Annotated in this window: 14 protein-coding genes; 9 read left to right on the top strand and 5 right to left on the bottom strand. The window is 50.0% G+C overall.

From position 1 onward, the window contains the following. Nucleotides 1-37: 37 nt before the first annotated feature. From DC20_RS09985 to DC20_RS09975, 3 genes are all read left to right on the top strand, one after another. Nucleotides 38-310 carry a hypothetical protein gene (locus DC20_RS09985; RefSeq protein WP_071885593.1) on the top strand — a complete coding sequence of 91 codons (273 nt, stop codon included), beginning with the start codon at nucleotides 38-40 and terminating at the stop codon, nucleotides 308-310. Between the two features lie 116 nt (nucleotides 311-426). Next, nucleotides 427-696, top strand: coding sequence for a hypothetical protein (locus tag DC20_RS09980; protein WP_062543703.1), 270 nt, complete (start codon nucleotides 427-429; stop codon nucleotides 694-696). Nucleotides 697-958: 262 nt separating this feature from the next. After that, nucleotides 959-1,441 carry a very short patch repair endonuclease gene (locus DC20_RS09975; RefSeq protein WP_062543702.1) on the top strand — a complete coding sequence of 161 codons (483 nt, stop codon included), beginning with the start codon at nucleotides 959-961 and terminating at the stop codon, nucleotides 1,439-1,441. Between the two features lie 99 nt (nucleotides 1,442-1,540). On the opposite strand, the gene DC20_RS09970 is transcribed toward DC20_RS09975, so the two are convergent. Next, nucleotides 1,541-2,092, bottom strand: coding sequence for a hypothetical protein (locus DC20_RS09970; RefSeq protein ID WP_157593123.1), 552 nt, complete (start codon nucleotides 2,090-2,092; stop codon nucleotides 1,541-1,543). 259 nt (nucleotides 2,093-2,351) lie between these two features. Between DC20_RS09970 and DC20_RS09965 the strand changes: the two genes are divergently transcribed. Further along, entirely contained in the window at nucleotides 2,352-5,906 is a 3,555-nt protein-coding gene (locus DC20_RS09965) for a BamA/TamA family outer membrane protein (protein WP_169788175.1), read from the top strand. Between the two features lie 92 nt (nucleotides 5,907-5,998). On the opposite strand, the gene DC20_RS09960 is transcribed toward DC20_RS09965, so the two are convergent. After that, nucleotides 5,999-6,229 (bottom strand): hypothetical protein, encoded by a 231-nt coding sequence (locus tag DC20_RS09960; RefSeq protein WP_245652335.1) that lies wholly within the window; start codon nucleotides 6,227-6,229, stop codon nucleotides 5,999-6,001. A 289-nt stretch (nucleotides 6,230-6,518) separates the two neighbouring features. Here DC20_RS09960 and DC20_RS09955 point away from each other — a divergent pair, with 289 nt between their 5' ends. Together DC20_RS09955 and DC20_RS09950 are read left to right on the top strand one after the other, a co-directional pair. Beyond that, nucleotides 6,519-6,764: a hypothetical protein gene (locus DC20_RS09955; protein ID WP_062543698.1), complete on the top strand. Its 246-nt coding sequence runs from the start codon at nucleotides 6,519-6,521 to the stop codon at nucleotides 6,762-6,764. Between the two features lie 22 nt (nucleotides 6,765-6,786). After that, nucleotides 6,787-7,881 (top strand): MBL fold metallo-hydrolase, encoded by a 1,095-nt coding sequence (locus DC20_RS09950; RefSeq protein WP_245652334.1) that lies wholly within the window; start codon nucleotides 6,787-6,789, stop codon nucleotides 7,879-7,881. 120 nt (nucleotides 7,882-8,001) lie between these two features. On the opposite strand, the gene DC20_RS09945 is transcribed toward DC20_RS09950, so the two are convergent. The 3 genes from DC20_RS09945 to DC20_RS09935 form a co-directional block, all read right to left on the bottom strand. Continuing rightward, the gene (locus DC20_RS09945; RefSeq protein ID WP_062543697.1) at nucleotides 8,002-8,787 is read right to left on the bottom strand and encodes a PRC-barrel domain-containing protein; all 786 of its coding nucleotides are present in this window, start codon (nucleotides 8,785-8,787) and stop codon (nucleotides 8,002-8,004) included. 23 nt (nucleotides 8,788-8,810) lie between these two features. Beyond that, the gene (locus DC20_RS09940; protein ID WP_062543696.1) at nucleotides 8,811-9,002 is read right to left on the bottom strand and encodes a hypothetical protein; all 192 of its coding nucleotides are present in this window, start codon (nucleotides 9,000-9,002) and stop codon (nucleotides 8,811-8,813) included. Between the two features lie 265 nt (nucleotides 9,003-9,267). After that, a complete protein-coding gene (locus tag DC20_RS09935) occupies nucleotides 9,268-10,272 on the bottom strand; it encodes a hypothetical protein (RefSeq protein ID WP_062543695.1) in 1,005 nt (334 codons plus the stop codon). A gap of 147 nt (nucleotides 10,273-10,419) precedes the next feature. On the opposite strand from DC20_RS09935, the gene DC20_RS09930 reads away from it, so the two are divergent. From DC20_RS09930 to DC20_RS09920, 3 genes are all read left to right on the top strand, one after another. Then, nucleotides 10,420-11,136: an SIMPL domain-containing protein gene (locus DC20_RS09930; protein WP_062543694.1), complete on the top strand. Its 717-nt coding sequence runs from the start codon at nucleotides 10,420-10,422 to the stop codon at nucleotides 11,134-11,136. A 251-nt stretch (nucleotides 11,137-11,387) separates the two neighbouring features. Continuing rightward, nucleotides 11,388-12,536, top strand: a complete 1,149-nt coding sequence (locus DC20_RS09925; protein ID WP_062543693.1) for a ribonuclease D — start codon at nucleotides 11,388-11,390, stop codon at nucleotides 12,534-12,536. A gap of 35 nt (nucleotides 12,537-12,571) precedes the next feature. Beyond that, entirely contained in the window at nucleotides 12,572-12,958 is a 387-nt protein-coding gene (locus DC20_RS09920) for a DUF6960 family protein (RefSeq protein ID WP_062543692.1), read from the top strand. Nucleotides 12,959-12,994: the final 36 nt, after the last annotated feature.

Here is a 12,994-nt window from a genome sequence, read left to right as displayed (position 1 = left end):
GTTAATCTTTTTCAACTACATTCTTAATTCTACACTCATGGCAAACAGTGCTACTTACTCTGGCATTACTCCAGAAGCTTACAACAACCTGAAGGGAAAATTAAACGCTGCTGGCATTGACCTGGCTGGCACCAACGGCCGCGTATCTAAGCAAGGCGTAACCGCAGACTATGCCTATGAAGAAGCTTCACAGACCCTGCAAATCAACAATGTACAGGTTGCCTTCCCAGCCAGTATGATGTTCAGCCCAGACAAAATCATTCAGAAAATAGACGAGGCGGTACGCAGCGCAGGCGGCAGAGTAGGATAACTTGAAAAAAGTTTGACCCCTGCGTAGTTATTTGCGTATAAAAATCCCGGTCCTGCTTCTACTGCAAGGCCGGGATTTTATTTGTAACCCGATTTTAATCCAGACATCACACAACTATGGAACAAACACCAAATACCTCCCCTCAAGTGGTACAGCCCAAAGATTTCGCCAGAACGGTAGAGTCTATTGTAAGTGTATACCAAGGCAACCATGACGTATTGCCAGAATTACTTTCAGATGCCGGCAGAATGTTGTTAAAGGTTAGACAGAAAATGTCTCCTGTACAATTAGTATTGTCTGTAGCAGCAGTGGCCATTGGTGCTATTGTGCTGGTTTCTTATGGCAGCAGCCAACAGTTTGACCATGCAGAAGAAGTTCACCATTAATTAGAAAACCTTCTTATGACAAAAGCCTCGCTTTTACCTAAGCAGGGCTTTTGTTTTTTAGTAACCTGATGAAATTACGGCTTATTAGCAAAGCTACTTCCTATTTCCCCGAGTCGCTTTACCGCCGTTGTTACAAGAACAGGCTTAGAACAGCATCCCTAGCAACCTCAAGACTAGCCCACCTCCTCTTCCGATTCAAAGAAAACCGGTCTAAACGGCACTCTCAAAGCGGTAATTGTGTTTTCTTTACACACGCTGCTGCATGTCCCATAAGAAGAAAAAATACTCAACCTCCAAAGATACTGCCCCACTCACCGCTCAGGAACGCGTGAGCAGGTACATGCGCGGAAACAAAAGCAAGCATACCCAACCAGAACTACTCCTGCGTCAGGCTCTTTGGCATGGCGGACTGCGTGGGTACCGATTGCACTGGAAACAACTTCCGGGCAAGCCCGACGTCTGCTACCCCGGTAGAAAGCTGGCTATTTTCATACACGGTTGCTTCTGGCACCGTTGTCCGCATTGCCTTCCGGTCATGCCGAAAACCAACACGCCTTTCTGGTCCGCTAAATTCAACCGGAACCAGGAGCGGGACGCGCAACATCGTGAAAAATTGCGGTCAGCCGGCTGGCAGGTTCTGGTGATATGGGCATGTCAGTTGCAGGAAGATCTGGAGGGATGCCTCTTTACGGTTAAAGCATTACACGCGGGGGCACCTGAAAGCTATTGGTTGGAGGCGGCGTAAAAACGTCTTTACTGCTGCACGGCCCCGCGTTACTTTATCAACTCCTTTTCAAGCCTTTTCTCTAAAACAGCCACCTAACCATTCAGGAGCAATTCTTACCTACTCCCACCTAACAGGAATCCCTAACTTTCTGGCTGAATATCCTGCCGCAGAGGCATGCAGTTTGGGAAGGGCTTCGTTTACCTGATCATAGAATTCAACATGCAGGTCTTCATGCAGCTTCTGAAGTTTCTGCAATACCTCTTCGGCACGTTTAGCCAGGAAGAGACCTAATGCTTCAGTACCTCCGTTCAGTTCTTTCAACAATTCCTGCTGGTGCAGCAACACTTCCTTCAGGAGCACCAAAAGCAAATGCACCTCCCCATATACATCACCGGTTACTTTGGTGTGGTAACTTAATGGTGGGCATAACTGCCGAAGGCAGATCAACAGTTCTGTGGCATTGTAATAGAAACCCTGGGCAATGGTCTGGACTTGATCCCGTAGGACTTCTCTTCTCAACTCCAAACCTTCGGGGCCTTCCAGCAGCTCAAACTTTAACTGATCTTGTAAGACAGGCTGGGTAGCTAGTAACTGGAATAACAACCTATCTTTGCGGGTGACGGGCAAAGCCTGAATGGCTTTTTTTAGGTCTTTTTCTACAGTGGGCATATAAAACGGTTCTCTCATGGTAAAACAAACCGGAGTGGCTGCTCATTCATTTTACCGCCGTATTTCTTTAAGTTTTTCTGAAACGCAGCCTTTCTACAGGAAACAAGCACCGCTTTAATCCAAACTTTCCTAAACTGCGTAAACAGCGCAAATGTGTCTGGATTTCTCCAGATTTTACAAAGGGTTCTACCTGTTTCGGCCCTTCTTTTCCCAAAAGAAGCCTGGAGCAACAGAACTTCCAGCAACTAACAAAATGAACATGAGAGAAATTTTACCCTCCAGGGTAATGCTACTTCAACTTTGCTTTTGGATTTGTACCCCGGTAATTTCTTGGGCGCAACTGCCTGCCCTTCCGTCTGCCACTCCTTCTTACACCGTGGTGCTAACCGGCAGATGGTCTCCTGGCCAAAATCCTGCCGCCCCTTTACCATTATTACAGGAACAATTGAAACAGGCCGGCGAGAAGAGCGCCGTGGTGTTTTTAGGCAATCCCTTTCAGCCCGCCAGATTACCCAATATCTCTGCCCCTAACCGCAAAGAACAAGAGGCAAGGCTGCAAACCCAACTTAACTACTTACAGGGCTACAACGGCAAGATTATTCTCATGCCCGGCGAGCATGACGCGAACGGCCAACTGGTACAGGAAGTCAGAAACCAGGAGCGCTACATAGCCCAATACCTGCAGAACGAAAAACTGTTCCTGCCTGAAAATCACTGCCCCGGCCCTTCTGAAGTTTCCCTGACAGATGACGTGCACCTGCTTCTGCTGGACACCCAATGGCTCTTGCCTGACCGCCGGATAGAGGACGAGGAAGACCAACGGGGCTGCCCCACTACGGGTGGCACCGCAACACTGGCGGCCTTGGATGACGTTTTGCGCAACAACGAGGAGAAAAACCTGTTGGTAGCTCTGAGCATTTCCCCTGAAATGAAAAACCTGGAGCACCGGCTCATGCACCGCCAGTTAGCGCAAATGTATGCCCAGCATGCAGGTGTTTTGCACGTAGAAGGTAATTCCGCCGCTCTGTCGCACAGCAGCCAGGACAGCATCCATTACGTGGGCGCTGGTTTAGGAAAAGGCAGGCTTAAACTAGGCAAAGAGCCGGTGTCTCATTTCTCCCAGGCCTCAGCAGGCTTTGCCAAAGTACTCTACTACCCTAACGGAGAAACCTGGTTGGAAATCTGGACCGCCGCCGATGTGCAAAGCGCCCAAGGCCAGGTAGCCCACCGGGCACTTATTTCGCGCAAGCCTACCCAGAAGCAGATAGAAGCCCAAACGAAAAAGCTGAACCTGAACTTTGCCGGGCAAAAAGCTTCGTTGCCCGCCAGCCAGGTTTACAAAGGCAGCGGCTTTAGAGAATGGCTTTTAGGTGAAAACTACCGACCGGAATGGCAAACGCCTGTTTCTTTGCCAGTTTTTGATATTGGCACCCAAAACGGAGGCCTGAAAGTGGTGCAACGCGGAGGAGGCTTCCAAACCGTTTCTTTGCGCCTGGAAGACAGCACCGGCCGCCAATATGTGCTGCGTTCTGTAGAGAAATACCCAGATGCCGCCCTGCCCAGAATCCTGCGCCAGACCCTGGCCGCTGATGTGGTGAAAGACCAGATTTCAGCCTCGCACCCGTACGGGGCTTTGGTTGTTCCTGCCCTGGCAGGTGCTGTGGGCGTCTACCACACCAACCCCAAATACTTTGTCATTCCAGACGATCCTCGCTTTGGAAGATACCTGAAAGGCTTCGCCAATACCATAGGTATGTTTGAGGAACGGCCTGATGAAGACATGTCTGACATGGCCAGCTTCGGGAATTCAAAAAATGTGGTGGGCACAGACAAAGTGCTGGAGAATACACGTGAAGACCAGAATGATGAGGTAGACCAACTAAGCGTGCTCCGGTCCCGCCTCCTGGATTTCTTCGTTGCTGACTGGGACCGTCATGATGACCAGTGGCGTTGGGCCGAGTTCAAGAAAGACGGCAAAGGCAAACTCTATAAACCTATCCCCAGAGACCGAGATCAGGCCTTCTTCGTGAACCAGGGCGTAATTCCGAACATTGCCAGCCGGCGCTGGATTCTGCCTAAAGTACAGGGGTTTGATGAAAGCCTGCGCGACATCAAAGGCTTTAATTTCAACAACCGTTACTTTGACCGGTATTTCCTCACTGAACTGGAGCGGGAAGACTGGGTAGCCATGGCCGATTCCGTTCGGGCTGGACTCACCGATGAAGCCATTGAAAAAGCCGTTCGGCAGTTGCCGCAAGAAATCCAACAGGTTTCAGGAGCACGCCTGGCCAACACCTTGAAAGCCCGCCGGGCCTACATCAAACGCGATGCCGAAGACTATTATGAGTTCCTGGCCCACAAGGTAGACGTAGTAGGCACCGACCAGGACGAACGGGTGGAAGTACTGCGCGAGCCGGGCGGTTCTACGTTGGTGACCATGTACAAAAAAGGAGACGAGGACTCTAAAAACCCACTGTACAGACGCCGCTTTATCCCGAATGAAACCCGAGAGATACGGGTATATGGCCTGGGAGGCGCTGACGACATTACCGTACGCGGACAATCGGCAGAGGGCATACGCGTGAGAGTCATTGGTGGCGAAGGGCAGGACAAAATCACAGACAGCTCCAGCGTGGTAGGACTTCGCAGGTTTACCTATGTCTATGACAACCCTAGCGGAGCGCAGCTTCAATTAGGGCCTGAATCCAGAAACCTTACCCGCCTGCGCAACACGCCCGTGTATGACCGCCGGAGCTTTACTTACAATTACCTGGGGCCACTAGCCTCTGTGGAGTATAACCGTGACGATGGTTTACTGTTGGGTGGTGGTGTTTTGCTGAAAACACAAGGTTTCCAAAAGCAGCCCTATGGCATGATGCAGCGTTTGGTGGGCAGCTATGCCTTCAATACGCAGTCTTTCCTAGTTGATTATGCCGCTCATTTTCCAAAGTTGAGAATGGGACTGGACGTAAAGGTGAACGTAAACTTCAAAAGCCCGGGCTATTCAGAGAACTTCTTTGGGCTAGGCAATGAAACGCCGTACAACCCAGATATTGACATAGACTACTATCGTTTCCGTTCTGCGCAGCTCTACGGCAATGTGTTACTCGGCCGAAGACTAGGCAAGTACGAAACCATATTCATGGGGCCTGCCTACCAGAGCGTAAACGTAGAGCAAACCCCGGGCCGCTTCCTGCCAGACCAGCTGGAGGGCTCTGACCAGTTTATTGGCTATGATTTACCCAAAGCTTACGCCGGTGCCAGATTTGAATATGTGTTAGATTCCCGTGACCTGGCAGCCTTACCGGCCAAAGGGGTGTACTGGCAAGTAGCCGCAGATCTATTGAAAGGCGTAAACCAGACGTCTTCAGATGTGGCGCGGGTGCATTCTCAGTTTGCCATCTACAAGACACTTCGTATTCCATTGAAATTGACTCTGGCCACACGGTTTGGTGGCGGGCATACCTTCGGCGATGGCTTTGAATTTTTCCAGGCGCAGTTCCTGGACGGCCCTACCATGTTGCGCGGCTACCGCAGAAACCGCTTTAGCGGCCAAAGCAGCTTTTACAACAACACAGAGGCTCGTTTGCGCCTGTTCAGCTTTACCACCTATCTGTTCCCTGCCTCTTTGGGGGTATTCGGGTTTCATGACGTAGGCCGGGTATGGATGGACAATGATGATTCAAACAAATGGCACACCGGCTACGGTGGTGGTGTTTGGCTTTCTCCGCTGAATCAGATTGTGATCTCTTTGGGCATGGCTGCCTCTGAGGAGCAAAGCCAGTTCTTGGTAAGGGCCGGGTTCCAGTTCTAACGTACCCTGCTGCCTGTAAAAACAGAAAGGGCTGACCTGCCGGGTCAGCCCTTTCCGTTTTTGAGCCCTTTTAGGAAAAGAGCCTTGGAAGCTTAGTTCAGGAAAATAGAGAACAACTCAAATCTGTTTGAGGAGAAGCTCCAGTGTGAAGGCGAAGGATGAATCTCTTCCCCCTCTTCATCAATAATGGTCACAGCCATACCCTCCTCTTGGTTAAGCGGTTCTGTGAAATGTTTTACTACATATACATGTCCTTCCTTTACCCATTCTTCGGGCTCAAAACTAGGAAGAGTGGCGTCAATGCACTTAGCGTATACCGCCATATAGTTAGGGGGATAGATCAAGTTTACCATGTCTTATTAACTATAAACAGGTGAGAAAAATTCCGGCGGCACAGGACTCTATTCGTTGCTGGTCTTTTAACCTCCTTCGTCCAGATAACATGTACCTCGGCATAATGTTATGACTAGTTTACGCACCGATTCTGACTTTTCCAACTCCTGGCTCCAGATTTTGTAACCTGAAAGACACCCTCTTTTTTATCTGCTCGTACAAACACAAGCCGGTTTATCCGGATTTTACCTGTTTTTACACCCTAAACTATACTACACCATGGAAAACGACAATAAGTATAACGAAGACGAGAAATTGCCAAACGGAAAAGAATCTGCAGATGATCTTAAAAACACCACAGAAGAACCTGGTGCTGAGGCTAAAGGCAATGCCAGCTTCCAGCAAGGTGGTCAGCAGCCGGGCAACAGCCAGGGCGGACAAGGTGGAAAATCAACTGACGGTGATGACAACTCCCGGCATGATACCGGTGATGAATTAAGCGTGTTCGGACGTCTGGATAGCTAATCTCACCTGGTCAGATAGGTATATGCAAGATCATTTATCAGACGCCCTTCGGCAAAAACAGCACTCCACCTTCACCGTAGCACCGGGGATCATGGGCATGGAAATTGTCTTTGTGAACCTGTACTACGTGGAGAACCCAGACAAATCCTGGGTGTTGATAGACGCAGGCCTGTATGGCTCCGCCGATAGGATCAGAAAAGCCGCCGAAGACAAGTTTGGCAAGGGCAATCCGCCCAAGGCCATTCTGCTCACGCACGGCCACTTTGACCACGTAGGCGCTCTGCAAACCCTGGCTGATATCTGGCAGGTGCCGGTGTATGCGCACCCGCTGGAGCTGCCTTACCTAACCGGTTTGTCCAGTTACCCACCACCAGACTCCAGCGTTGGCGGAGGTGGTATGGCGTACCTGTCGTTCATGTATCCTAAGAAGCCTATTTACTTTAAAGGCAGATTAGAGACACTACCTACCGATGGTTCTGTTCCCTTCCTACCTGAGTGGAAATGGATGGAAACACCTGGGCATTCACCGGGGCACGTTTCCTACTTCAGGGAGCATGACCGGGTGCTTCTGGTTGGCGATGCCTTTGTGACCCGCAAACCAGAATCTGCCTTGGCGGTGCTTACCCAGAAACAGGAAGTATGCGGTCCTCCGGCGTATTTCACGCCAGATTGGGATTCTGCCCGTTCCTCAGTTAGAAAGTTAGCAGACTTGAACCCTGCCGTTGCGGCAAGCGGACACGGTCTGCCTATGCGGGGCTTGGAACTTAGACAAGGGTTAGATGAACTGGCTCGTTTATTTGATCAATTAGCTATCCCAAACAAAGGACGCTACGTGCCTGAACCCGCCATCACTGATGAAAGCGGGGTGGTACAGTTGCCGCCTACCGTGAACAATACCGTTCCTAAGGTGTTGGCCACCGCTGGGTTGGTAGCACTGGCTGGTTTGGCTACCTATGCCCTTACCAAACAAAAGAAAAGAAGTGGCACCAACTCCAAGATTAAAAGAACCTGGCCAGGGTATGCCAGAAGGCCGAGCCACTTCACGCCGCCAGAGGAGCATGATCCTGCTTCTACTACCAATAACCCAGACATAAGCATCACCAATAACTATCCGTGAGCTTTATCTATTCTATGAAACAAAGAGCGCCCGCTGTATTAGTGGGCGCTCTTTGTTTCATAGAATTCAGAATCTTTTTTAGGTCCGTTTTTCTGTAAACAGCCCTAAAACAAATGCTTCTTACAAGCCAATGGCTTTCCGTTTCAAAGCAGTAAATTCTTCCTGAGTGATGGTTCCTTCCTCCAGCATGGCGCGCAGGCGTTCAATTGTGGCAATATCATCCTGCACTGGTCCTCCACTCATAGTAGAACCCATATTGGACCCCATATTAGAGCCCATGCCCTGGTTTGAGTTGTAACCACGAGAATCAGAGTTATAGTCAGGGTCTGTGTTCATGTTTGCATGTGACCCTGTATTTTGGAAGTTCCCCTGATCATGAGACAAGGGCTGGTTGCGCTGGTGCCGGTTTCCGTAAAATCGGTCCTCGTTGAAGTGCTCACGGCCGTAAAACTCTGCGTTAGGAGTAGACACCTCCTGCTGGGTGCTGGCTTGAGACTGTTGCTTGTACGTATCAGTAGGGCTAGTGATGGCGTGCATTACCCGGTATTCATAGTCAGAGTCTACTGCCCCGCCTTTATAGAACGGGAAGCGGGCCAGCGCCATCTGGTCCAGACCTACAAACACCTGGTCACTGTCATCATCTAGCTGGGCCGCGCCGATAGGGATAAGAATGTGGCGCGGGTCTGTGTCTACCAGCACATGTTCTTTGTCTACGTCTATGTCAAGGTAGCGCACTTTCATCAGTTCACGGTCTACAATGAGATCGTCTACTTTGCCAATGCGTTTTCCGTCTGAGCCAATTACCTCCCAGCCCCTCACATCCATGTTGTTATTGGCAACCTTAAAATCCTTTAAATCATGTAAAGGGGCTAGTCTTGCCAGCCCGTCGTTTGTGTTGTTTGCCATGGTTATTGCTTTTAGGTACTTGGTTAATTAGACAGGAAAACGGGAGTCACGGGCATAATCATTCCTGATGTAGGAGCCCCGGTTGTCTCAGCATTGCCTCCCTGTGCCTCAAAGACATATCTATACAGAAGATAACCCACCAGAAGCAGTATCAGCAGCACCACAATCCAGCCCCAGCCAGATCGCTTTTTAGGTTCAATGTTTATTTCAGCCATAGTTTTATTTTGTTTAGATCAATACAGCAAAGCTGCTTTCTAGCGTACGAAGCTTTTCAAGAGAGGTTTATACTGAGGGATTTATGGCAAAACAGGACTATCAAAACAGCAAGATTTGCTTATAAAGATTCCTTTAAACCTGAACCCATTTTCTAGTAATAGCCGGTAACAAAAGCGCCGCTTTGGGCCTGGTTTTACGAAACCAGGCCCAAAGCGGCGCTTCTAAAATTAGGATTAGATGTAATGACCTAAGTCCCTCGGTAATTTATTTTGCTTGCCCCGGTATGGTAGGGAATTCAATGAATTCTCCTTCCGGAGAGAAGAGCATGCTTAAGGGCTCCTGCGGATCCCGAAGAATGTCTTCCTGGGTGATGCCCCACTTGGCCCACATAGTTGCCAGGAGCTTGGCATAGGAACTGTGCTGCCATGGGTTGAAGATTACGTTGGTCACATCATCAATGAGTGTGTCCATGACTAAGTGCTCATCTTGTGGTTTCACTGGCCGAACGAGGTAATCAGGAATCACGTTGAGCAGGTAACCGGCGTAGAAAATACGGGCACTTAACTCTGCGGCCTGAATGGGCTGTAATTGCCTCGGCTCCACCACCTGCCACACGCGCCGCATGGAGTCTTTGATCATACCATTGTCCAGGAGGCAGCAAACAATCAGGGCATTGTCTAACCTAAGGCTGAACATCATGGTAGACAGTTCATCTCTAAACTCAAACTGGCTGGGCTCTGCGGAGGCGTCTACGTCAATAACAAAAATAGAAGCCGGGATAAAATCTGGGAACACCATGGGCACCCGCAGAGATTGCAACACCCTGAAGAAGGACTGAAACTTCAGCAACATTTTGGGCTGCTCGCTTACCGCATACTCTGGGCGCACCAGAGGGTTCTGCTCTTTGATCAGCTCCGTAATGAGGGTACCGTAGAACATCTTGCCCATCCACTGGAACAGCAGTTTTTCATCTATCGCCCTTAGGCCTGGCACACCCTTGCTTACGGCCTCCTGCACTTTTTCTTCTAAGGGCCCTAAGTATTGGGTTTGGCATTGCGCACAGCAAGGAATCTTCAGGTCCTGGTACGTGACCACGCTCTGGTCCAGCAACCGCAGCGGCTCATGCCCAAGAGAATACTTCTCCATGAGCCAGGCCGGAAACACGGGGGTCTGCTGGTCTGCTGTCACGCGAGTGCCGCAGAGAAAACAGATATGATTCCCAAAACGCATTCCCTCAAACGGATCAAAGATGGTTAGGTGCTGCTGCATAAAGAAGTAAATAAGCCAGATACAAGTGCAAAGATACACACGGCTGCGGCTTTGAACACACTCCTGCCTCGGTGGCGCACGTTAAACCAGTATGGTTTGATACTTCGGCATGGTACTTGTAAAATTGTATGCTATAAACCCTATCCTATGAAAAAAGCCCTATCCCTCGTTTTTGCCTCCGCGTTCCTTTTTTTCGCGGCCCCGGCCTTCGCTCAGCAAGGCCAACTACCTCCTCTGGTTAGCACCTCCGGCTTGGGTGAAGTGAAAGTACAACCCGATCAACTCACCTTTAGGGTAGGCGTAGAGATAAGGGAGAAGACCCTGGAGGAAACCCGAAAGGTAGCAGACCAGCGCACAGCCGCTTTGATTAATTACCTGAAGAAGAACGGAATAGATGACAAGCATGTGCAGACAGAGAACTTGTCTATTTTCCCTATCTACTCCGGCCAGGAATACGGCCAAACAACCCCACAGTCTTTTCAGGCCAGCAGAACCATCTCCGTTACCCTGCAAAAGCTGGATCGGTTTGACGCGCTCATGGCTGGTCTTTACAAAGCGGGTGCTAACCGCGTAGATGGTATCACTTATGAAACCACCCAACTGAAAAAACACCAGGAGGAAGCCCGCAGGAAAGCAGTACAAGACGCCAGGCAGAAAGCCATGATGCTGGCCTCTGAATTAGGTTCTAAGGTAGGGCGCCCTTACCAGATAAATGAAAGCGGCAACAGCGGCCCCAGACCCGTCATGTACGGAAAAATAGCTCTGCGGGGAGAATCTGCTATGGATGCTGGCGGTGGCCCTACCCTTGCCTTGGGCGAGATTACCGTCACAGCTGCCGTAGACGTGAGCTTCCTTTTAGAGTAGAAACAAAGGTGTAGAGCTTGCCCGTAAGGTGGTTCAAGCTCCTAGTTTTCAAAGTGTAGCGTACCCCGCAGAAAGGCCCTACTTAAAGGTTCTTTCCGGGTACGCTACACTTTTTCTTTTCGTTAGTCAATTGTATGATCAAATGTTGACAATTTTGCGCTGTTTTGGCGAAAACACGTAAAAAGCGGCAACGCCACGCCAACGTTACCCGTCAAGCAACTATCCTGTTTTTTGGGTACATTTGAAAAATTATGAAGGAACCTGCATTTACTCTGGAGGGGAAGCCTGTTCATGTGGTACAAACCGATGAAGCATTGCAAGAGGCTGTCGCTCATTTAAGCCAGAGGCCCGAACTAGCTTTAGACCTGGAATTTGACCAGCATCATTATACCTATGGATTCACACTGTGCCTGATTCAGATTTCTGACGGGCATACCTGCTTTATCATTGACCCTTTTCCGTTAACTGACCTTCAGGGCCTTTGGGATGTTCTGGAGAACCCTTCCGTTGTCAAGATTTTCCATCACGCCAATAATGACCTCATGCTGCTTAGCATGCTGGGCTGCCAGGTACGCACGCTGGTAGACACCGCAGTGGCGGCCAAGATTCTGAACTACGCGAAGGCCGCCTTGGGCACCCTTCTGGAAGAGGAACTGGGCCTGCACCTGGACAAATCACAGCAAATGAGTAACTGGAACCAGCGGCCTTTGTCTAAACGGCAACTGGAATACGCCGCCCAGGACGTGCTGTACCTGCATGAGCTCAAAAACACCATGGTCTCCAAAGTGCAGGACCTAGGCCGTATGGCCTGGTTGGACGAGGAAGACCAATTGCTGGAGTCCATCACCTACACAGAGCTGGAAGAACCGCACCTTAAGATTAAATTTCCGCAGCGTCTTACCCTTTTGCAGCAGTTTATACTGAAGCCCATCTATGACTTCAGGGACAATCTGGCACAGAAGTGGAACATTCCGGCCGGACAGGTCATCAACACCAATGCGCTCATGGCTTTGCTGAGCAATCCGGAGCAAAGCATCAATGAATGGCTGTACCATACCAAGGGCATCAACGGTCGGGTACAGCAGGAAAGATACGCAGAGCAGCTGCAACGGATTATCAACGGTTCTCTGAAAGAAGCCAAGAAACGCCAGGTGCCTAACCGGATGCCTCCTAACCCGTTCCCGCCCCGGCTGAAGACTCCAGAGACCGAAGCCCGGCGGGAGTTGCTTTGCACGGTGCAACGCGCTTTGATTGAACGCTACGGCGCCTACGCCACGCCTATGCTGCTGGACCAAAGCATTATTACCCATTACAGCCAGACCGGCGAACTGGTTATTTCTAAAAATTACGCGAGAGAGATTGTACAGGCCATGGCCCAGGAACTGGAAATCACCCTGTGAGGGAGCCAGTCTGTACAGAATAAGAGAAAGGAATTATGCCTAAGAAAAGCCTTGAGTTTGGTTTATACTCCTGGTTTCCGGGATATGGCTACGCCCACATCCACCCGGCCAACCGAAAGGAGTTTGAGTCATTAGAACCCCACAACAAAGTATTTGAAAAGATTGGAGAAATAAACGGTTGGCTAATGCTGCGCTACTCAGACGAGGAGTTTAAGGTAAGGCCAGATCTGTTCTCTTCCATTTCATGGCTGCCCTTCACCTTTGGCGAATGGGTGCGGCCCGCCAACCAGCCATCTGGTCCGGTAGCTGAGATCACAGACATTTACTGGAGCGTCTCTGATGATGCCCCGTTTTTTGCCATCAAGCAAGGCAAGCAAAAGCTGGACGGTTTGTACCGGAAAGAGCAGTTACAGCCCGCATAAAAAAAGCCTTCCTTCTGTAACTGAAGGAAGGCTTTT

Origin of the sequence: Rufibacter tibetensis (genome assembly GCF_001310085.1) — a bacterium.
Taxonomy (GTDB): domain Bacteria; phylum Bacteroidota; class Bacteroidia; order Cytophagales; family Hymenobacteraceae; genus Nibribacter; species Nibribacter tibetensis.
Note: the sequence above shows the minus strand (reverse complement) of the source record. Positions and strands in the feature narration are given on the sequence as shown.

What these genes read in the sequence shown, in the direction of transcription:
- DC20_RS09985 (WP_071885593.1), top strand. Translation starts at nt 38, where the DNA reads ATGGCAAACAGTGCTACTTACTCTGGCATTACTCCAGAAGCTTACAAC.
- DC20_RS09980 (WP_062543703.1), top strand. Translation starts at nt 427, where the DNA reads ATGGAACAAACACCAAATACCTCCCCTCAAGTGGTACAGCCCAAAGAT.
- DC20_RS09975 (WP_062543702.1), top strand. Translation starts at nt 959, where the DNA reads ATGTCCCATAAGAAGAAAAAATACTCAACCTCCAAAGATACTGCCCCA.
- DC20_RS09970 (WP_157593123.1), bottom strand. Translation starts at nt 2,092, where the DNA reads ATGCCCACTGTAGAAAAAGACCTAAAAAAAGCCATTCAGGCTTTGCCC.
- DC20_RS09965 (WP_169788175.1), top strand. Translation starts at nt 2,352, where the DNA reads ATGAGAGAAATTTTACCCTCCAGGGTAATGCTACTTCAACTTTGCTTT.
- DC20_RS09960 (WP_245652335.1), bottom strand. Translation starts at nt 6,229, where the DNA reads ATGGCGGTATACGCTAAGTGCATTGACGCCACTCTTCCTAGTTTTGAG.
- DC20_RS09955 (WP_062543698.1), top strand. Translation starts at nt 6,519, where the DNA reads ATGGAAAACGACAATAAGTATAACGAAGACGAGAAATTGCCAAACGGA.
- DC20_RS09950 (WP_245652334.1), top strand. Translation starts at nt 6,787, where the DNA reads ATGCAAGATCATTTATCAGACGCCCTTCGGCAAAAACAGCACTCCACC.
- DC20_RS09945 (WP_062543697.1), bottom strand. Translation starts at nt 8,787, where the DNA reads ATGGCAAACAACACAAACGACGGGCTGGCAAGACTAGCCCCTTTACAT.
- DC20_RS09940 (WP_062543696.1), bottom strand. Translation starts at nt 9,002, where the DNA reads ATGGCTGAAATAAACATTGAACCTAAAAAGCGATCTGGCTGGGGCTGG.
- DC20_RS09935 (WP_062543695.1), bottom strand. Translation starts at nt 10,272, where the DNA reads ATGCAGCAGCACCTAACCATCTTTGATCCGTTTGAGGGAATGCGTTTT.
- DC20_RS09930 (WP_062543694.1), top strand. Translation starts at nt 10,420, where the DNA reads ATGAAAAAAGCCCTATCCCTCGTTTTTGCCTCCGCGTTCCTTTTTTTC.
- DC20_RS09925 (WP_062543693.1), top strand. Translation starts at nt 11,388, where the DNA reads ATGAAGGAACCTGCATTTACTCTGGAGGGGAAGCCTGTTCATGTGGTA.
- DC20_RS09920 (WP_062543692.1), top strand. Translation starts at nt 12,572, where the DNA reads ATGCCTAAGAAAAGCCTTGAGTTTGGTTTATACTCCTGGTTTCCGGGA.